At 60.4% G+C, this 18,694-nt stretch carries 21 protein-coding genes; 13 read left to right on the forward strand and 8 right to left on the reverse strand.

The genetic code is table 11. From position 1 onward, the window contains the following. Window positions 1–94: 94 nt before the first annotated feature. Together trpA and trpB are read right to left on the reverse strand one after the other, a co-directional pair. Complete coding sequence (gene trpA, locus ABWL43_RS00170; RefSeq protein ID WP_404486128.1) at window positions 95–904, reverse strand: tryptophan synthase subunit alpha; 810 nt, start codon at window positions 902–904, stop codon at window positions 95–97. Then, entirely contained in the window at window positions 904–2,130 is a 1,227-nt protein-coding gene (trpB, locus tag ABWL43_RS00175; protein ID WP_404486130.1) for a tryptophan synthase subunit beta, read from the reverse strand. Before trpB ends, trpA begins: the two co-directional genes overlap by 1 nt. A 109-nt stretch (window positions 2,131–2,239) precedes the next feature. Here trpB and ABWL43_RS00180 point away from each other — a divergent pair, with 109 nt between their 5' ends. After that, the gene (locus ABWL43_RS00180) at window positions 2,240–3,136 is read left to right on the forward strand and encodes a LysR family transcriptional regulator (protein ID WP_404486132.1); all 897 of its coding nucleotides are present in this window, start codon (window positions 2,240–2,242) and stop codon (window positions 3,134–3,136) included. An 8-nt stretch (window positions 3,137–3,144) separates the two neighbouring features. On the opposite strand, the gene ABWL43_RS00185 is transcribed toward ABWL43_RS00180, so the two are convergent. Next, window positions 3,145–3,471: a YqjD family protein gene (locus tag ABWL43_RS00185; RefSeq protein WP_003170746.1), complete on the reverse strand. Its 327-nt coding sequence runs from the start codon at window positions 3,469–3,471 to the stop codon at window positions 3,145–3,147. Window positions 3,472–3,625: 154 nt separating this feature from the next. On the opposite strand from ABWL43_RS00185, the gene ABWL43_RS00190 reads away from it, so the two are divergent. Then, on the forward strand, window positions 3,626–3,841 hold the full coding sequence (locus ABWL43_RS00190; protein ID WP_145158472.1) for a dodecin: 216 nt from the start codon (window positions 3,626–3,628) through the stop codon (window positions 3,839–3,841). Between the two features lie 115 nt (window positions 3,842–3,956). After that, window positions 3,957–4,184, forward strand: a complete 228-nt coding sequence (locus ABWL43_RS00195; RefSeq protein WP_145158474.1) for a DUF1161 domain-containing protein — start codon at window positions 3,957–3,959, stop codon at window positions 4,182–4,184. A 63-nt stretch (window positions 4,185–4,247) separates the two neighbouring features. Here the strand turns inward: ABWL43_RS00195 and ABWL43_RS00200 are convergent, their stop codons facing one another. Further along, entirely contained in the window at window positions 4,248–5,249 is a 1,002-nt protein-coding gene (locus ABWL43_RS00200) for an LLM class flavin-dependent oxidoreductase (RefSeq protein WP_404486135.1), read from the reverse strand. 216 nt (window positions 5,250–5,465) lie between these two features. On the opposite strand from ABWL43_RS00200, the gene ABWL43_RS00205 reads away from it, so the two are divergent. Together ABWL43_RS00205 and ABWL43_RS00210 are read left to right on the forward strand one after the other, a co-directional pair. Then, window positions 5,466–5,897: an OsmC family protein gene (locus ABWL43_RS00205; protein ID WP_141156381.1), complete on the forward strand. Its 432-nt coding sequence runs from the start codon at window positions 5,466–5,468 to the stop codon at window positions 5,895–5,897. 250 nt (window positions 5,898–6,147) lie between these two features. Further along, complete coding sequence (locus ABWL43_RS00210) at window positions 6,148–6,387, forward strand: DUF1161 domain-containing protein (protein ID WP_010207769.1); 240 nt, start codon at window positions 6,148–6,150, stop codon at window positions 6,385–6,387. Here the strand turns inward: ABWL43_RS00210 and ABWL43_RS00215 are convergent, their stop codons facing one another. Further along, entirely contained in the window at window positions 6,388–6,810 is a 423-nt protein-coding gene (locus ABWL43_RS00215; protein WP_404486138.1) for a hypothetical protein, read from the reverse strand. It abuts the gene before it with no gap. A gap of 142 nt (window positions 6,811–6,952) precedes the next feature. Here ABWL43_RS00215 and ABWL43_RS00220 point away from each other — a divergent pair, with 142 nt between their 5' ends. After that, window positions 6,953–7,996 (forward strand): aminopeptidase, encoded by a 1,044-nt coding sequence (locus tag ABWL43_RS00220; protein ID WP_404486140.1) that lies wholly within the window; start codon window positions 6,953–6,955, stop codon window positions 7,994–7,996. A gap of 95 nt (window positions 7,997–8,091) precedes the next feature. Here the strand turns inward: ABWL43_RS00220 and ABWL43_RS00225 are convergent, their stop codons facing one another. Together ABWL43_RS00225 and ABWL43_RS00230 are read right to left on the reverse strand one after the other, a co-directional pair. Next, window positions 8,092–8,751 (reverse strand): HAD family hydrolase, encoded by a 660-nt coding sequence (locus ABWL43_RS00225; protein WP_404486142.1) that lies wholly within the window; start codon window positions 8,749–8,751, stop codon window positions 8,092–8,094. Continuing rightward, entirely contained in the window at window positions 8,748–9,290 is a 543-nt protein-coding gene (locus ABWL43_RS00230) for a gamma carbonic anhydrase family protein (RefSeq protein WP_404486144.1), read from the reverse strand. Before ABWL43_RS00230 ends, ABWL43_RS00225 begins: the two co-directional genes overlap by 4 nt. A 54-nt stretch (window positions 9,291–9,344) precedes the next feature. On the opposite strand from ABWL43_RS00230, the gene prlC reads away from it, so the two are divergent. Further along, window positions 9,345–11,444: an oligopeptidase A gene (gene prlC, locus ABWL43_RS00235; RefSeq protein WP_178119644.1), complete on the forward strand. Its 2,100-nt coding sequence runs from the start codon at window positions 9,345–9,347 to the stop codon at window positions 11,442–11,444. Further along, window positions 11,441–11,713 (forward strand): YheV family putative zinc ribbon protein, encoded by a 273-nt coding sequence (locus ABWL43_RS00240; RefSeq protein ID WP_065902760.1) that lies wholly within the window; start codon window positions 11,441–11,443, stop codon window positions 11,711–11,713. Before prlC ends, ABWL43_RS00240 begins: the two co-directional genes overlap by 4 nt. Before the next feature lie 6 nt (window positions 11,714–11,719). Here the strand turns inward: ABWL43_RS00240 and ABWL43_RS00245 are convergent, their stop codons facing one another. After that, complete coding sequence (locus ABWL43_RS00245; protein WP_369302759.1) at window positions 11,720–12,406, reverse strand: dual specificity protein phosphatase family protein; 687 nt, start codon at window positions 12,404–12,406, stop codon at window positions 11,720–11,722. A gap of 272 nt (window positions 12,407–12,678) precedes the next feature. Here ABWL43_RS00245 and ABWL43_RS00250 point away from each other — a divergent pair, with 272 nt between their 5' ends. The 5 genes from ABWL43_RS00250 to ABWL43_RS00270 all read left to right on the forward strand — a co-directional run bounded on the left by ABWL43_RS00250 (window position 12,679) and on the right by ABWL43_RS00270 (window position 18,618). Further along, window positions 12,679–13,431: a gluconate 2-dehydrogenase subunit 3 family protein gene (locus ABWL43_RS00250; RefSeq protein ID WP_242200508.1), complete on the forward strand. Its 753-nt coding sequence runs from the start codon at window positions 12,679–12,681 to the stop codon at window positions 13,429–13,431. Window positions 13,432–13,433: 2 nt separating this feature from the next. Continuing rightward, window positions 13,434–15,218 carry a GMC family oxidoreductase gene (locus ABWL43_RS00255; RefSeq protein ID WP_145158488.1) on the forward strand — a complete coding sequence of 595 codons (1,785 nt, stop codon included), beginning with the start codon at window positions 13,434–13,436 and terminating at the stop codon, window positions 15,216–15,218. A gap of 12 nt (window positions 15,219–15,230) precedes the next feature. Further along, on the forward strand, window positions 15,231–16,529 hold the full coding sequence (locus ABWL43_RS00260) for a c-type cytochrome (protein ID WP_404486148.1): 1,299 nt from the start codon (window positions 15,231–15,233) through the stop codon (window positions 16,527–16,529). 70 nt (window positions 16,530–16,599) lie between these two features. Beyond that, entirely contained in the window at window positions 16,600–17,658 is a 1,059-nt protein-coding gene (locus ABWL43_RS00265; protein ID WP_404486150.1) for a PA0069 family radical SAM protein, read from the forward strand. Window positions 17,659–17,886: 228 nt separating this feature from the next. Further along, window positions 17,887–18,618, forward strand: coding sequence for a carbonic anhydrase (locus tag ABWL43_RS00270; protein ID WP_106576015.1), 732 nt, complete (start codon window positions 17,887–17,889; stop codon window positions 18,616–18,618). Window positions 18,619–18,694: the final 76 nt, after the last annotated feature.

An 18,694-nucleotide genomic window follows, 5' to 3' on the forward strand; every position in this document is an offset into this window, starting at 1 on the left:
CCGGGTTCGAAATCCCTTGGTCTTGTCAGTTTAGGTACTGATTCGACAGTATGATTCCTCTGTATCAGGAACTTTACCTACTGCTACACGGCGTTTACTTACGGGCGTCGCGAACGCCTTCCGACAGCGCCGCGCACAAGGTCAACAAGCCATCAATCGCCTGCTGATCATTTTTGGCAGTGGCGATGTGATCAATCAGCGCCGAACCGACCACCACACCGTCCGCCAGGCGCGCGATAGCGGCTGCCTGTTCCGGCGTGCGGATACCAAAGCCGATGCTGATCGGCAGGTCGGTATGCCGACGCAGGCGAGTCACGGCTTCTTCAACGTGCTCCAGGGTGGCCGCCCCGGCACCGGTCACACCGGCCACCGACACGTAGTACACAAAGCCGGAGCTGCCATTGAGCACGGTCGGCAGGCGCACGTCATCGGTGGTTGGCGTGGTCAGGCGGATAAAGTCGATGCCTGCTGCCTGGGCCGGGTCGCACAGCTCGCCGTTATGCTCAGGCGGCATGTCGACCACGATCAGGCCGTCTACGCCGGCTTCCTTGGCGTCGCCGATGAACTGCGGCACGCCATATTTGTGGATCGGGTTGAAGTAGCCCATCAACACCAGCGGCGTGTCGTTGTTGTCTTTGCGGAACTCGCGAACCATTTGCAGGGTTTTCGCCAGGTTCTGCTTGGCTTCCAGCGCGCGGATGTTGGCCAGTTGAATCGCCGGGCCGTCGGCCATCGGGTCGGTGAAGGGCATGCCCAGCTCGATCACGTCGGCGCCAGCTGCCGGCAAGCCTTTGAGGATCGCCAGCGAGGTGTCATAACCCGGGTCGCCAGCGGTGACGAACGTCACCAGCGCGGCGCGGTTTTGTTCTTTGAGTTGCGCAAAACGGGTTTGCAGGCGGCTCATCAGTGTTTCTCCTGCTTCGACTGTTGCATATGGTGCATCACGGTTTGCATGTCTTTGTCGCCACGGCCGGAAAGGTTGACCACCATCAGGTGATCTTTCGGCAGGTTCGGTGCGCGTTTGAACACTTCAGCCAGGGCGTGGGCGCTTTCCAGTGCGGGAATAATCCCTTCCAGGCGGCAGCATGTGTGGAACGCCTCGAGGGCTTCGTCGTCGTTCACCGAGGTGTACTGGACGCGGCCGATGTCATGCAACCAGGCGTGTTCAGGGCCGATGCCCGGGTAGTCGAGGCCGGCGGAAATCGAGTGGGCGTCAATGATCTGGCCGTCGTCATCCTGCAGCAGGAAGGTGCGGTTGCCGTGCAGCACGCCGGGTACGCCGCCGTTGAGGCTGGCGGCATGTTTGCCGGTTTCGATGCCGTGGCCGGCCGCTTCAACGCCGATGATCTCGACGCTGGTGTCATCCAGGAACGGGTGGAACAGGCCCATGGCGTTGGAACCGCCGCCGATGCACGCCACCAGGCTGTCCGGCAGGCGGCCTTCCTGGGCTTGCAGTTGGTCGCGGGTTTCTTTGCCGATCACGGCCTGGAAGTCGCGCACCATCGCCGGGTAGGGGTGTGGGCCGGCGACGGTGCCGATCAGGTAGAAGGTGCTGTCGACGTTGGTCACCCAGTCACGCAGGGCTTCGTTCATCGCGTCTTTGAGGGTGCCGGTGCCGGCGACCACCGGGATCACTTCGGCGCCCAGCAGCTTCATGCGGAACACGTTGGCCTGCTGGCGCTCGATGTCGGTGGTGCCCATGTAGATCACGCAGTCGAGGCCAAAACGCGCGGCCACGGTGGCGGTGGCCACGCCGTGCATGCCGGCGCCGGTCTCGGCGATGATGCGTTTCTTGCCCATGCGCCGCGCCAGCAGGATCTGGCCGATGCAGTTGTTGATCTTGTGCGCGCCGGTGTGGTTGAGCTCTTCGCGCTTGAGGTAAATCTTGGCGCCGCCGCAGAATTCAGTCAGGCGCTCAGCGAAATACAGCGGGCTTGGACGTCCGACGTAGTCGCGCTGGAAGTAGGCCAATTCTTCGTTGAATGCCGGATCGATCTTGGCGGCTTCGTATTCGCGGGCCAGGTCGAGGATCAACGGCATCAGGGTTTCAGCGACGTAGCGGCCACCGAACGCGCCAAACAAGCCGTTGGCGTCTGGGCCGTTGCGTAGATCGGTCTGGGACTGAGTCATGGGGCGCTCCGGTAAAGAATGTGAGGAGAGGCAATGAGGCCCACTCTACCCCTGACACGCTACGCTGAAAACCGATAAGATCGCCGAAACCTGTCAGGAAAACTCACAGATGAGCCGAGACCTACCACCCCTCAATGCCTTGCGTGCATTTGAAGCCACCGCCCGGCTCAACAGCGTTAGCCAGGCTGCCGAGCAACTCCATGTGACACACGGCGCCGTCAGCCGCCAGTTGAAGGTGCTCGAAGAGCATTTGGGTGTCAGCCTGTTCGCCAAAGAGGGACGCGGCCTTAAACTCACAGATGCCGGTGTTCGGCTACGCGATGCCAGCGCAGAGGCGTTCGAACGTTTGAGGGATGTGTGCGCCGAGCTGACCCAGGCCAGCGCCGATGCGCCGTTCGTGCTGGGCTGCTCGGGCAGTTTGTTGGCGCGCTGGTTGATCCCGCGCCTGGGCCGCTTGAACGCCGACCTGCCGGACTTGCGCCTGCACCTGTCAGCAGGTGACGGCGATCTTGACCCCAGGCGTCCCGGCCTCGACGCCCTGCTGGTGTTCGCTGAGCCGCCGTGGCCGGCGGACATGCAGGTGTACGAGTTGGCCAGCGAGCGCATTGGCCCGGTAATGAGTCCGCGCTTTGCCAGTTACGAGCGTTTGCGCCAGGCCCCGGCGCAAGCCTTGTGCGGCGAAGCCTTGTTGCACACCACCTCGCGCCCGCAAGCCTGGCCCAGTTGGGCGCAGCAATACGGCATTGCACCCGGCGCGTTGAAACACGGCCAGGGGTTTGAGCATTTGTATTATTTGCTGGAGGCGGCGGTGGCAGGGCTTGGGGTGGCAATTGCGCCAGAACCGCTGGTGGCAGAGGACCTGCGTGCGGGTCGCCTGGTGGCGCCGTGGGGTTTCAGCGAAACCCCGGCGCACCTGGCGCTGTGGCTACCCAAGCGCGCCGCAGACGGACGCGCGGGTCAACTGGCGCAGTGGCTCAAGGCAGAGCTGTTGCGCCAGCCGGTGTAGCCGGTATTTCAGTCGCCACGTTTGCACAGCAGGTAAGCCGCCAGCAGACCCAGCGCGCCAACGGCGACGCCGGCGGTAGTCCATGGGTGCTCTTGTGCGTAGTCCCGGGTTGCAACACCGGTTTCGCGGATTTTGACTTTGCTTTCTTCGTAGGCATCGCTGATCAGATGACGGGAGTGCTTGAGGGCATTCTCGGCATTGCTTTTCAGGGCCTTCAGCGTTTTGCGCGACTCGTCGGACGCATCGTCCTTAAGGCTCTCAAGGGACTTGAGAAGGCTCGAAATCTCGGCTTCCATGCTTTCCAGCGACGCTTTGCGTAAAGAAGTGTTGGCCATGTGGACTCTCCTGAAGTGATTGAGTGGCATGTGTAGATACCGACTCCAGCGTTTTCAGAAAGTGCAGTAAATCTGAACTTTTGAGTGGGAATAGTCGCCAGAAGCAGTACGAACATTGACTGCTACGCTCACTAAAGACCTCAGGAGAAACGCCATGTCTGATCATCACACGTACAAGAAAGTCGAATTGGTGGGTTCGTCGGCGACCAGCATCGAAGACGCCATCAACAACGCCATCGCCGAAGCGAACAAAAGCATCAAGCACCTGGAATGGTTCGAAGTGACTGAAACCCGTGGTCACATCAAGGACGGCAAGGCTGCGCACTTCCAGGTCACGCTCAAGGTGGGGTTCCGAATCGCCAGTAGTTGATCACGTCGGTTGAACTTTGCCGACTGGCCGATTGCCATAACCTGCGCTACAACCAATGGGTGCCGATGCGAAAGCGTCGGCACGCTCTTTTCGATCAGCGCAAGGAAAGTAACGGATGAAGAAGTTCCTGTTAGCGGTAGGTTTGTTGAGCATTGCGGGCACAGCCCTGGCGGCGGGCAAGCCTTGTGAAGAGCTGAAAAGCGAAATCGCAGCGAAAATCGACGCCAAGGGCGCCTCGGGTTACTCGCTGGAGGTAGTAGACAAAGGCGCGGCACCCAGCGACCACACAGTCGTCGGTAGCTGCGAAGCCGGCACCAAGGAAATCGTCTACAAGCGCGGTTAACCCCTTGCTCCAGACATAAAAAACGACGCACAGGTGCGTCGTTTTTTTTGTCTGCGGATGTTGTTAGCCCTTCATCAACTGCGCCAGCAGCTCGTAGGAATGAATCCGGTCGGCATGCTCGTATAGGTCGCAGGTAAAGATCAGCTCATCGGCACCGGTCTGCTCAACCAGCACGTCCAGTTTTGCGCGGATCTTCCCCGGACTGCCGACCATGGCCAGGCCGAGGAAGCTGGCGACCGCGTCTTTTTCATGGGGCAGCCACAGGCCGTCCATGGTCTTGACCGGCGGACGTTGCACCAGGCTTTGCCCGCGCATCAGCGCGAGGATGCGCTGGTACACCGAGGTGGCCAAGTAATCGGCCTGCTCGTCGGTATCGGCGGCCACCAGCGGGATGCCAAGCATCACGTAGGGCTTGTCCAATACGGCTGAAGGCTTGAAGTGATTGCGGTACACGCGAATAGCTTCATGCATCAGGCGCGGTGCGAAATGCGAGGCGAAGGCGTAGGGCAAACCGCGCTCACCGGCCAATTGCGCGCTGAACAAACTGGAGCCGAGCAACCACACGGGCACATTGGTTCCGGTGCCCGGCACGGCAATAACCCGTTGATCCGGCGTGCGTGGGCCCAGGTAAGCCATCAGCTCGGCCACATCATCAGGGAAGTCGTCGGCGCTGCCCGAGCGTTCGCGACGCAGGGCGCGGGCGGTCATCTGATCAGAACCCGGCGCGCGGCCCAGGCCCAGGTCGATCCGGCCCGGATACAGGCTTTCCAGGGTGCCGAACTGCTCAGCGATCACCAGCGGTGCATGGTTGGGCAGCATTACGCCGCCGGAGCCGACACGGATGGTCGAGGTGCCACCGGCCAGGTAGCCGAGCAATACCGAGGTGGCAGAGCTGGCGATGCCATCCATGTTGTGGTGTTCGGCCACCCAGAAACGGTTGTAGCCAAACTTTTCCACGTGCTGGGCCAAGTCCAGGGAATTGCGCAACGACTGCGCCGGGCTGCCATTGGCGCGCACGGGCACCAGGTCCAGGGTCGAGAATTTCACGTCGGACAGCGATTTCATAAGCCTGCTTCTCCAATAGGTGCGCAGGCTTATAGACGAACCAAAACCTGCCGCTTCATGTGCATGTTGTATGCAATGAGGGCATATACCCGAGATTCAATAGTAGCTAGGGAAATTTCCTACTGGAATGCTAGGTTTCTCCGACAAGATGAACTTTGCCAGAGCTTCTATCCTCAGAACCTTACTGAAGCAAAACCACCGTTCGAGGAGACCGCTATGAGTATCGTTAAAAAAGCATCCGCGCATTGGGAAGGTGATCTGAAGACAGGCCTGGGTTCCATTTCCACTGAAACCGGCGTACTGCGCGAAGCGCCCTACGGCTTCAAGGCCCGTTTCGAAGGCGGCAAGGGCACAAACCCTGAGGAGCTGATTGGTGCGGCGCACGCCGGCTGTTTCTCCATGGCGTTTTCGATGATTCTGGGCGACGCCGGCCTCAAGGCTGACAGCATCGACACCCAGGCTGAAGTGACGCTGGACCAAGTGGAAGGCGGCTTCGCAATTACTGCTGTGCATTTGGTATTGAAAGCCAAGATCCCGGGCGCAAGCCAGGCGCAGTTCGACGAACTGAGCAAGAAGGCTAAGGAAGGCTGCCCGGTGTCCAAGGTGCTGAACGCCAAGATCAGCCTGGATGCCACGCTCGTCAGCTAATGCGGTCTGCGTAACCGCGTAGATCCAGTGTGGGAGTGGGTTTGTGTGAGAGCCGGGCTTGCCCGCGATAGGCACACCTTGGTTTTGCAGTTGCACCGAGGCACTGCCATCGCAGGCGAGCCAGCTTCCACACACGCCCGCTCCCACATTTAGTTCTGCTTTAAATCAGAACTCGTGTTTCCCCTATGTGGTCCTATAGCCTATGCAGCTAGGCGCACACTCGTGCGCATGCATTCAGGGAGCTTCACACATGAAACGTTTTGCCTTGGCGATCATCTGCGGTGTTTTGGCCACTTCGGCCGTGGCCGCTCCAAAAGATTGTGAAGAGCTTAGAAAAGAGATCGAGGTCAAGATCCAGGCTAACGCCGTGCCGTCCTACACCTTGGAAATCGTCAGCAAGGAAGAAGCCGACAAGCATGACAGCGCCATGGTCGTCGGCAGCTGTGAAAACGGCACCAAAGCCATCGTTTATCAGAAGAACAACGACTGATCAGATGCAGTTCACGCTGCGCTCCTGCGCCAGCAACTGACGCGCTGAGTTATACAGCCGAATGTTGGGCGTGAAGGCCAGCGAGCGCCCTTCCAGCACATAGCGCTGGCCTGCCTGGAAATTGTCGTACTGCAGGGTCATGAAACAGGTGCGGTCGTGCGTCTGGTCCAGCCCGCCAAAGCCTGTACCTGTGTTCACCTCGAAATCAAAGCGCACCATCAGCTCGTGGCTGCCGGGTGGCACTTGGAAAAAACGCCCGTCATTCAGATTCTTGCCGTCCAGGCGCTGGGCCATCACCAGTTTGGCGCCGGGTGTCGGGGTGGCGAAGTCGACCCAGGCCTGATGCGGATCCAACGGGGGAATCGGCGTAGAAGCACAGGCGCTGAGAAACAGAACGGTCACGGGTAGCAGGAGCTGGCGCATGGCAGGCACTCAACGGTAGGAAGGAATTGAGCCCGGCGCCGATGGCAGCAGACTCCTCATGAGTATAAACACGCCAGGCCATGGAAAAATTCCGTGCAGGCAGGATAGGCTGGCGAGCAAATTACCCAGGAGCAGTCGGAGCATGTTGAGGCGCTTTCTTCCAGGGCTAACGATGGTATTGCTCAGCGGCTGCTCAAGTGTCAGTTATTACAGCCAGCTCGCCAGCGGCCAATGGCAATTGCTGCGGGCCCGTGAGCCGGTTGCCGAGGTGATCGCCGACCCTTCTCGCCCACAGGTATTGCGTGAGCACTTGGTGCAGTCGCAAAAAGCCCGCACGTTCGCCAGTGAGCACCTGCACTTGCCCGACAACCAGAGTTACAGGTTGTACGCGGACATTGGCCGGCCATACGTAGTCTGGAATGTATTCGCCACGACGGAATTTTCCCTCTCTCCCGAAACCCATTGCTTCCCGATTGCCGGATGCGTCGCCTATCGCGGTTATTACAACCAGGGCGCGGCGCGCGGTGAGGCGGCGTTGCTGCAGCAACAAGGCATGGACGTGTCGATTGGTGGCGTCGAGGCCTATTCCACCTTGGGGTGGTTCAACGACCCGATCATGAATTCGATGATGAACTGGGGCGATGAGCGCCTGGCCACGCTGATTTTTCATGAGCTGGCGCACCAGCGTTTTTATGTGAAGGACGACACCGAGTTCAACGAGTCGTATGCCAACTTCGTCGAGCAGGAAGGCACTCGTCAATGGCGTGCCGCGCGGGGCTTGGCGCCTCTGAGCGATGCGGCCTTGCAGCAGCGTGATCAATTTATCCGACTGGTGCTGGATACCCGTAAACGCCTGGAAAAGCTTTACGCACAGCCCTTGGCAGTTGATGTGATGCGCCAGGCCAAGGCGGCGGAATTCGAGCGTTTGCGCAGCGATTACCGGCAAATGCGCGATAGCCAGTGGGGAGGTGATAAACGTTACGACGTGTGGATCAACCAGCCGATGAACAACGCGCGGTTGCTGCCGTTTGGGCTGTATGACCAATGGGTGCCGGCGTTTGCGGCGTTGTTTGCGCAGGAAGGTGGGGATTGGGTGAAGTTCTTTGCGGCGGTGGAGAAGATGGGTGGCTTGCCGGTGGAGCAGCGTAAGGCGGCGTTGCGGCAGTTGGAGGATGGCGGCCGTTAGGGCCTCATCGCAGGCAAGCCAGCTCCCACACTTGACCCAGTTTCAACATGAGAATGCGGTCGAATGTGGGAGCTGGCTTGCCTGCGATAGCGGCATCAGCCGCGCCTCATGAACGCCTGATGCATCTCATCCAACGTCTCAAAATGCCAGGTCGGCGCCTCGGCATTCAGCTCTTCAAAACTGCCAAACCCATACCCCACCGCCGCGGAGTCAAGCCCATTGCTGCGGGCCCCGATCAGGTCATGCTTGCGGTCCCCGATCATCAACGTGGTCGCCGGGTCCAGGCCCTCTTCATTCATCAAGTGCGCAATCAACTCAACCTTGTTGGTGCGCGTGCCGTCCAGTTCGCTGCCGTAGATCACCTTGAAGTGCTTGGCAAAATCAAAGTGCCGGGCAATCTCGCGGGCGAATACCCACGGCTTGGACGTGGCCACATACAGCTGGCGGCCTTGGCCATTCAGTTCCTCAAGCAACGGCATGACGCCGTCGAATACGCGGTTTTCATACAGGCCGGTGACCTTGAAGCGTTCGCGATAAAAATTCACCGCTTCCCAGGCCTTGGCCTCATCGAAGCCATAGAACTGCATGAAGGCTTGCAGCAATGGCGGGCCGATAAAGTGTTCCAGCTTGGTCAAGTCGGGTTCATCAATGCCGAGTTTGCCGAGGGCGTACTGGATCGAACGGGTGATGCCCTCGCGCGGGTCGGTCAGGGTGCCGTCCAGGTCGAACAGCACGGTGGAGTAGTTCAGGGTCATCGGTCGAATCCTTGCGCCAGGTGCAGGTCTTTGAGCTTCACGTAGTTCGCGGCGCTGTAGGTGAAAAAGGCACGCTCTTTGTCAGTCAATGGGCGGATCTGTTTAACCGGGCTGCCCACGTACAAAAAACCGCTCTCCAGTTTCTTGCCCGGCGGCACCAGGCTGCCGGCGCCGATGATCACGTCGTCCCCCACCACGGCGCCGTCCATCACGATGCTGCCCATGCCGATCAGGATGCGGTTGCCCACCGTGCAGCCATGCAGCATGACCTTGTGGGCGATGGTTACGTCATCGCCGATCAGCAGCGGGAAGCCGTCCGGGTTGAACGGCCCGGCATGGGTGATGTGCAACACGCAGCCGTCCTGCACGCTGGTGCGCGCACCGATGCGGATGCGGTGCATGTCGCCGCGAATCACCGTCAGCGGCCAAACCGAGCTGTCGGCGCCGATTTCGACATCGCCGATCACCACCGCCGAAATATCGACAAAAGCCCCGGCGCCCAGGGTTGGCGTGTGGTTCTGATAGGTGCGAAGGGTCACGATAGCCTCTCTCTCTTCTGCTGATAGCTGCGGTGGGTGTTGATTGTAATTAAGATGGCCCCATCTTTGTTCTTACATGTTTCTTCAGCCAAGGTGCCCACCGTGAGCGCGAACAACCCTCTTCTGCAGTCCTACGACCTGCCGCCGTTCTCGGCGATCCGTGCCGAGCACGTGCAACCGGCCATCGAACAGATCCTCGCCGACAACCGTGTTGCCATCGAAGGCATCCTGCAAAGCCAGGGTAAAAATCCTACATGGGCCGGCCTGGTGCTGGCGATGGATGAACTGAATGACCGCCTGGGCGCCGCCTGGAGCCCGGTCAGCCACCTGAATGCCGTATGCAACAGCGCTGAACTGCGTGAAGCCTACGAGGCTTGCCTGCCGGCATTGAGCGCCTACTCCACCGAAATGGGCCAGAACCGCGCACTGTTCCAGGCCTTCGAAGCCTTGGCTAACAGCCCCGAAGCGGCCGGTTTCGACGTGGCGCAAAAGACTATCCTTGAGCACTCGCTGCGCGACTTCCGCCTGTCGGGTATCGATTTGCCGCCTGAGCAGCAAAAGCGCTACGCCGAAGTGCAGAGCAAGCTGTCCGAGCTGGGCAGCAAATTTTCCAACCAACTGTTGGATGCCACCCAGGCCTGGACCAAGCACGTTACCGATGAAGCCACCCTCGCCGGCCTGACCGATTCGGCCAAGGCGCAAATGGCCGCCGCCGCCCAGGCCAAAGGCCTCGATGGCTGGCTGATCACCCTGGAATTCCCCAGCTACTACGCGGTGATGACCTACGCCCACGACCGCGCCCTGCGCGAAGAGGTCTACGCGGCCTACTGCACCCGCGCGTCGGACCAAGGCCCGAATGCCGGTAAGAATGATAACGGTCCGGTGATGGAACAGATCCTCGACCTGCGTCAGGAGCTGGCCCAGCTGTTGGGCTATGCGTCGTTCTCCGAGCTGAGCCTGGCGACCAAAATGGCCGAGTCCAGCGACCAGGTGCTGAGCTTTCTGCGCGACCTGGCCAAGCGCAGCAAGCCGTTTGCCGCCCAGGACCTGCAACAGCTCAAGGCGTATGCCGCCGAACAAGGCTGTGCGGATCTGCAGAGCTGGGACAGTGGTTTCTACGGCGAAAAACTCCGCGAGCAGCGCTACAGCGTGTCCCAGGAAGCCCTGCGCGCCTACTTCCCGATCGACAAAGTATTGGGCGGCCTGTTTGCCATCGTCCAGCGCCTGTACGGCATCGAGATCGCCGAGCAAAAAGGTTTCGACACTTGGCACCCGGACGTTCGCCTGTTTGAAATCAAGGAAAACGGCCAGCACGTCGGCCGCTTCTTCTTCGACCTGTACGCCCGCGCCAACAAGCGTGGCGGCGCCTGGATGGACGGCGCGCGTGACCGTCGCCGCACGGTTGACGGCGTGCTGCAAAGCCCGGTGGCTAACCTGGTGTGCAACTTCACCCCGGCCGACAGCGGCAAGCCTGCCCTGCTGACCCACGATGAAGTGACCACGCTGTTCCACGAATTCGGCCACGGCCTGCATCACCTGCTGACCCGTGTCGAACACGCCGGCGTCTCCGGCATCAACGGCGTGGCCTGGGACGCGGTGGAATTGCCGAGCCAGTTCATGGAGAACTGGTGCTGGGAGCCGGAAGGCCTGGCACTGATTTCCGGCCACTATGAAACCGGCGAGCCGCTGCCCCAGGACCTGCTGGAAAAAATGCTCGCGGCGAAGAACTTCCAGTCCGGCCTGATGATGGTGCGCCAGCTTGAGTTCTCGCTGTTCGACTTCGAACTGCATGCCACCCACGGCGATGGCCGCAGCGTTGCGCAAGTGCTTGAAGGCGTGCGCGATGAGGTCTCGGTGATGCGCCCACCGGCGTACAACCGCTTCCCTAACAGCTTCGCGCACATCTTTGCCGGCGGGTACGCGGCGGGTTACTACAGCTACAAGTGGGCGGAAGTGCTGTCGGCGGATGCCTTCTCCAAGTTTGAAGAAGACGGCGTGCTGAACGCCGAGACCGGCCGCGCCTTCCGCGAAGCCATTCTGGCGCGCGGCGGTTCGCAGGCACCGATGGTGCTGTTCGTCGACTTCCGCGGACGTGCGCCGTCGATTGACGCACTCTTGCGCCACAGCGGCCTGAGTGAGGACGCGGCAGCATGAGCGAAGGGCCTGTGATTACCAAAAAGCAATTTATCGCCGGGGCGGTCTGCCCGGCGTGCAGCGAGCCGGACAAGTTGAAGATGTGGACCGAAGACAACGTGCCGCACCGCGAATGTGTGGCTTGCGGTTATACCGACACGTTGAATGACCAAGGTCTGTCGGTGCCCAAGGAGTTGGGCACGCGGGTTAATACATCGGCATTGAAAGCGCCGGACCCGAAGGTGCAGGCCGTGCAGTTTTTTCCCAATCCGAAGCTGAAAAAAGACTGACGCCCATCAGGGTGTCAGTACCAGTTCAGCGTCTTTTTTGGTGTCGACACGGCTGCTATTGGCCGTGTTGAGCCAACTGTTCATCGAGCACAGGGCAAACGCACTGGTGCTGCAATCGCCATTCGCCAAGGCCGTACGCAACTTGTCGACATCGGCTTTCATCATGTAGCGAACGCTGTCCCTGAAACCGTTGCTGGTACCAAAACCGCCCAGGGTCATTTCGTTCAGCGCATCTTCCTTGCTCCAGCCCTGGATCACCACGCGGTACATCGCCGCCATCAGACCTGTGCGGTCCGAGCCGTGTTTGCAGTGCATCAGCACCGGGCCTTTGGTTTCTGCATCCTGAATGGCCCTTAACGCCGCGAGCACGTCCGAATCGTCGACGTGATTGGTGCGATAAGTCAGCTGCACCTGTTTGATATCAGAAGTCTTGAGCCACGTCGCATCAGATTCCGGCAGAAAGTTGATCACCGTGGCGATCTTCAGATTTTCCAATACGGGGAGCGCATTGCCGTTGGGCAGCGCGCTGCGATACAGCGTGGGCGTCATTTGGTGCAGATTGAACTGGTCGCCCACAGGCTGGGCCCATTCCGGTGAGCGTAGGGAGGAGGCGCCGTCCGCCTGGGCGTGCGCGGTGGCGAACAGGGCCAGAAGCGCCATGCCGAGGGCAGGCAGCAATCGAATCTCGAACATGCGCGTTGTAACCGAATAGGGAAATGGCTGATGGGCCAAAGATTCGCCTACGCGGGGTCAATGCGGCGTGAGGTACTCGTCAAAGAATCGTGAATACCGATCTGATCTGCTGTTTTTCTCGCTGAACCGATTTTCTCAATTCTTAGCCTGCTATCATTTGTAACTATTGTTTGCCACTGTGTTCTATCCCTTTGGATCCAATTTCCTGGCAAGCCTTCACGCTGCTCCCAGAAGCGGCTGATAAACCCGTGACCACATGATGAGGTGCACCCATGTCTGATCAAGATCAAGACAACCCCCGGCGTGATTTTTTGCGCAAATCCTTGACCTTGATCCCGGTGGTCACGGTTGCCAGCACCGGCTTTGGTGGTTCGATGCTGATGGCCACGCCGGAACCGGTGCAGGCTGCCGAGGCTAAGCCGCCGGTCAGCGACAACGCCTACGAGCCGAGCTATTTCACGGCTGAAGAGTGGGCGTTTCTCAACGCCGCCGTCGCGCGTTTGATTCCTGCTGATGCCCAAGGCCCTGGCGCCCTGGAGGCTGGTGCGCCGGAATACATCGACCGCCAGATGAACACGCCTTACGCCGCGGGCGCGCTGTGGTTCATGCAGGGCCCGTTCAACGCCGATGCGGCCCCGGAGATGGGCTGGCAGAGCAAGCTGGTGCCCAAGGACATTTATCGCCTGGGCATTGCAGCGACGGATGCGTGGTCGAAGGCGTTTAACGGCAAGGCCTTTGCCGCGCAAGACAGCGCTACCCAGGACGATATGCTGCGTCGCCTTGAAGCCGGCGGCAGCGAAGTGACTGCGCACTTTGAGACGGTGCCCGCAAAGATGTTCTTCAACCTGCTGCTGCAAAACACCAAGGAAGGGTTCTTCTGCGACCCGATCCACGGCGGCAACAAAGGCATGGTCGGCTGGACCATGATCGGCTTCCCCGGCGCCCGCGCCGACTTTATGGACTGGGTTGAACGCAACGAGCAATACCCCTTCCCGGCTGTTTCCATTCGCGGCGAGAGGGCATAAACGTGGCGACCATCATGAAGAAAGTGGACGCGGTGATCGTGGGCTTCGGCTGGACCGGCGCGATCATGGCCAAGGAACTCACGGAAGCTGGCCTCAACGTGGTAGCGCTGGAGCGCGGCCCGATGCAGGACACCTACCCGGACGGCAACTATCCGCAGGTCATCGACGAATTGACCTACAGCGTGCGTAAAAAACTCTTTCAGGACATCTCCAAAGAAACGGTGACCATTCGCCATAGCGTGAATGACGTCGCCCTGCCCAACCGCCAGCTGGGTGCGTTTCTGCCGGGCAATGGCGTGGGCGGCGCGGGCCTGCACTGGTCGGGCGTGCACTTTCGTGTGGACCCTATCGAGTTGCGCATGCGCAGCCACTACGAAGAGCGCTACGGCAAAAACTTCATTCCCAAGGACATGACCATCCAGGACTTCGGCGTCAGCTACGAAGAGCTGGAACCGTTTTTCGACTACGCGGAAAAAGTCTTCGGCACCTCCGGCCAGGCCTGGACCGTAAAAGGTCAGGTGGTGGGCGAAGGCCGTGGTGGCAACCCGTACGCGCCGGATCGTTCCAACCCGTTCCCGTTGGAGTCGCAGAAAAACACCGTCTCCGCACAGCTGTTTCAGAAAGCGGCCGCCGAGGTTGGTTACAAACCCTACAACCTGCCGTCGGCCAATACGTCGGGGCCGTACACCAACCCCTACGGCGCACAGATGGGCCCGTGCAACTTCTGCGGTTTCTGCAGCGGCTACGTGTGCTACATGTACTCCAAGGCCTCGCCGAATGTGAACATCCTGCCGGCGCTGCGTCAGGTACCGAACTTTGAGCTGCGGGCCAATTCCCACGTGCTTAAGGTCAACCTGGACAGCACCAAGAGCAAGGCCACCGGCGTGACCTATATCGACGCCCAGGGTCGCGAATGCGAACAGCCGGCTGACCTGGTGATCATCGGCTCTTTCCAGTTCAACAATGTGCGCCTCATGTTGCTCTCGGGTATCGGCAAACCTTACGACCCGATTACCAATGAGGGCGTGGTGGGCCGCAACTTCGCCTACCAGAACATGGGCACCATCAAAGCCTTCTTCGACAAGGACACCCACACCAACAACTTCATCGGTGCGGGCGGCAATGGCGTGGCCATTGATGATTTCAACGCGGATAACTTCGACCATGGGCCGCACGGCTTTGTCGGCGGTTCGCCGATGTGGGTCAACCAGGCCGGCAGCCGGCCGATTGCCGGTACGTCCAACCCGCCAGGCACGCCAGCGTGGGGCAGTGCCTGGAAGCGCGCGACCGCCGATTACTACACCCACCAGGTATCGATGGACGCCCACGGTGCGCACCAATCCTACCGGGGCAACTACCTGGATCTGGACCCGGTGTACCGCGATGCCTACGGCCTGCCACTGCTGCGGATGACATTCGACTGGCAGGAAAACGACATCAAGATGAACCGCTTCATGATGGAGAAAATGGGCAAGGTCGCCGAAGCGATGAACCCCAAGGCCATTGCTGTGCTCGGCAAAAAGGTCGGTGAGCACTTCAACACTGCGGCCTACCAGACCACCCACCTCAACGGCGGCGCGATCATGGGCACCGACCCGAAAACCAGTGCGTTGAACCGCTACCTGCAGAGCTGGGACGTACACAACGTGTTTGTCCCAGGCGCGTCAGCTTTCCCACAGGGCTTGGGCTATAACCCTACCGGCCTGGTGGCGGCACTGACCTATTGGTCGGCGCGAGCGATCCGCGAGCAGTACCTGAAAAACCCCGGCCCACTGGTTCAGGCATAAGGAGCGATGACCATGAAAGCACTTGTTATCGCCTCCCTGGCACTCTTGAGCAGCTGTTCGGTAAGCGCCGCTGAGACCGACCTGGTCAAGCAGGGCGAATACCTGGCCCGCGCCGGTGACTGCGTGGCCTGCCACACCGCCAAGGGTGGCAAACCCTTTGCCGGCGGGCTGCCGATGGAAACCCCGATCGGCGTGATCTACTCCACCAACATCACCCCGGACAAGACCGGCCTGGGCGACTACAGCTTCGAAGATTTCGACAAGGCCGTGCGCCATGGCGTCGCCAAGAACGGTAGTACGCTTTACCCGGCGATGCCCTACCCGTCTTACGCGCGTGTCAGCGACAGCGACATGCAGGCGTTGTATGCCTACTTCATGAAGGGTGTAGAGCCGGTCGCCCAAGAGAACAAAGACAGCGATATTCCTTGGCCCTTGAGCATGCGCTGGCCGTTGGCGGCCTGGCGCTGGATGTTTGCGCCGGCCGTTGAGGAGCATCCGGCACAACCGGCCGCCGACCCGGTGGTCAGTCGTGGCGCGTACCTGGTTGAAGGCTTGGGACACTGTGGCGCCTGCCATACGCCGCGCGCCCTGACCATGCAGGAAAAAGCCCTCAGCGCCACTGACGGCAACGCCTTCCTGTCCGGCAGCGCGCCGTTGGAAGGCTGGATCGCGAAAAGCCTGCGTGGCGATCACAAGGACGGCCTCGGCAGCTGGAGCGAGGACGAACTGGTGCAATTTCTCAAGACCGGCCGCAGTGATCGCAGCGCCGTGTTTGGCGGCATGAGCGATGTGGTGGTGCACAGCATGCAGTACATGTCGCAGGACGATCTGACTGCTATTGCCCGCTACCTCAAGAGCCTGCCGGCGGTGGATCCCAAGGATCAGCCGCATCAGTACGACAAACAGGTCGCCGAGGCGTTGTGGAAAGGTGACGACAGCAAGCCGGGCGCGTCGGTGTACATCGACAACTGCGCGGCGTGCCACCGTACCGACGGCCATGGCTATACGCGGGTGTTCCCGGCGCTGGCGGGTAACCCGGTGTTGCAGACGGCAGATGCCACGTCGCTGATCAACATTGTGTTGAATGGCGGTACCTTGCCGGCTACGCACACGGCACCGTCGACGTTCACCATGCCGGCGTTTGCCTGGCGGTTGTCGGACCAGGAAGTGGCGGATGTGGTCAGTTTCGTCCGCGGCAGCTGGGGCAACAAAGGCGCGCCAGTAAGAGCCAGCGACGTGGCGGACCTGCGCAAGAGCGATATGCGCACCACCTCGGGCGATGACTTGGGGCAAGTGACGCAAAAGCACTGACCGCCAGACGGCACTGGTCATAACCATCACGCCCCATTACTGTATATAAAAACAGTATTGGGGCGTTTTCATGTCTACACCTTTACCGCCCCGTGGCCGGGGCACGGCCACCAACCTGCACAATCGCTTTGCGCCTACGGTCAGTGTGGCCGAGGACGACGGCTGGTTTCAGGAGGTGCCGCCGACCCAGGGCACCCAAGTGCGTATCGAAACGGCCAAAAGCATCATCACCCGCAATAACTCGCCGGACCTGCCGTTCGATCGCTCGATCAACCCCTATCGCGGCTGCGAGCACGGTTGCATCTACTGCTACGCGCGGCCCAGTCACGCCTATTGGGACATGTCGCCGGGGCTGGATTTCGAAACCAAGCTGATCGCCAAGACCAATGCCGCCCAGGTGCTGGAGCAACAGCTGTCGAAGCCAGGTTATGTGTGTGCGCCGATCAATCTGGGCTCCAATACCGACCCCTACCAGCCCATCGAGCGCGAGTACAGGATCACCCGGCAGACCCTCGAAGTGCTGCTGCGCTACCGCCACCCGGTGACCATCATCACCAAGGGCTCGCTGATTTTGCGTGACCTCGACCTGCTGACCGAGCTGGCCCGGCAGCGGCTGGTGGCGGTGATGATCAGCCTCACGAGCCTGGACGATGAGCTCAAGCGCATTCTGGAACCGCGCACGGCGGCGCCCAAGGCGCGGTTGCGGGCGATTCGGGTGATGCGCGAGGCCGGCATCCCGGTGGGCGTGTTGTGTTCACCGATGATTCCAATGATCAACGACAGCGAGCTGGAAAGCCTGCTGACCGAAGCCCACGCGGCGGGTGCGCAAAGTGCGGCCTACATGATGCTGCGCCTGCCGCTGGAGGTGGCGCCGTTGTTCGAGGAGTGGCTGGCGGCGCATTACCCGCAGCGCGCGGCCCATGTGATGAGCCTGGTGCGCCAGGTGCGCGGTGGTGAGGTGTACGACAGCCGCTTCGGTGTGCGCATGCGGGGCGAGGAGCCGTTCGCCGATCTGCTGGCGCAGCGCTTCAGCAAGGCGATCAAGCGCCTGGGGCTTAATCGTCGGGAAGGGTTTAATCTGGATTGCACGGCGTTCTGCCCACCGGGCAGGCAGATGGCATTGTTGTAAACTGACCAAGAGGGGCGCGACATGCCTGTAGGAGTAGTCGCGTTTTGACATCAATGAAACCCGCGATCTAGAGCGGTTCATTCAGTTTGAGTTAAGTTTCGGCGGTTACCTTGTTCTGCGAGTGACTGGTGGGTCGGAACCTTGGTCTTCAGCGTTTTACAACTAATCCACTGGCCCAGCGTCGAAATGACCTGAACACTCTCCCTGCATTAATCAAGAGGATGAATCATGAGTGACAAGGATAAACAGCCGTTGGCTGCGTCGGCTTCAGCCCCTCAGGTGGCCGAGTCCGCCGATGCAGCGCTAAAGCACATCGTTGACGGCTTTTTGCATTTCCATCACGACGTCTTCCCCCAGCAGGAAGAACTCTTCAAAAAACTCGCCACGGCCCAGAGCCCACGGGCGATGTTTATCACCTGTGCCGATTCGCGGATCGTGCCCGAGCTGATCACCCAAAGCTCCCCTGGCGACCTGTTCGTCACGCGTAACGTCGGCAACGTGGTGCCACCCTACGGACAGATGAACGGCGGCGTTTCCACGGCCATCGAGTACGCGGTTCTCGCTCTGGGCGTGCAGCACATTATCGTGTGCGGGCATTCCGACTGCGGCGCCATGCGCGCGGTACTCAACCCCCAGAGCCTGGAAAAAATGCCGACAGTCCGGGCTTGGCTGCGTCATGCCGAGGTCGCCAAGTCGATGGTTGAGGACAACTGCGACTGCGCCAATGAAGGCGAAAGCATGAAGGTGCTGACCGAAGAAAACGTCATCGCCCAGTTGCAGCATTTGCGCACCCACCCTTCCGTGGCCTCACGCATGGCCAATGGTCATTTGTTTATCCATGGCTGGATCTACAACATCGAGACCAGCGAAATCCGAGCCTACGATGCAGATCAAGCGGCATTTCGACCGCTGAGCGGCGACGGACCAATCCCTTGCGCGACGCCTAAAGCGCGCTTCTAAAACACTTCCCTGCCGGGTAATGCGGTGGCTGCCATGGATGCAGCCAGGCATTGCCGCGCCCGGCGAATGCCTTGGG

Origin of the sequence: Pseudomonas sp. HT11 (assembly GCF_044875395.1) — a bacterium.
In the GTDB taxonomy this organism is placed as follows: domain Bacteria; phylum Pseudomonadota; class Gammaproteobacteria; order Pseudomonadales; family Pseudomonadaceae; genus Aquipseudomonas.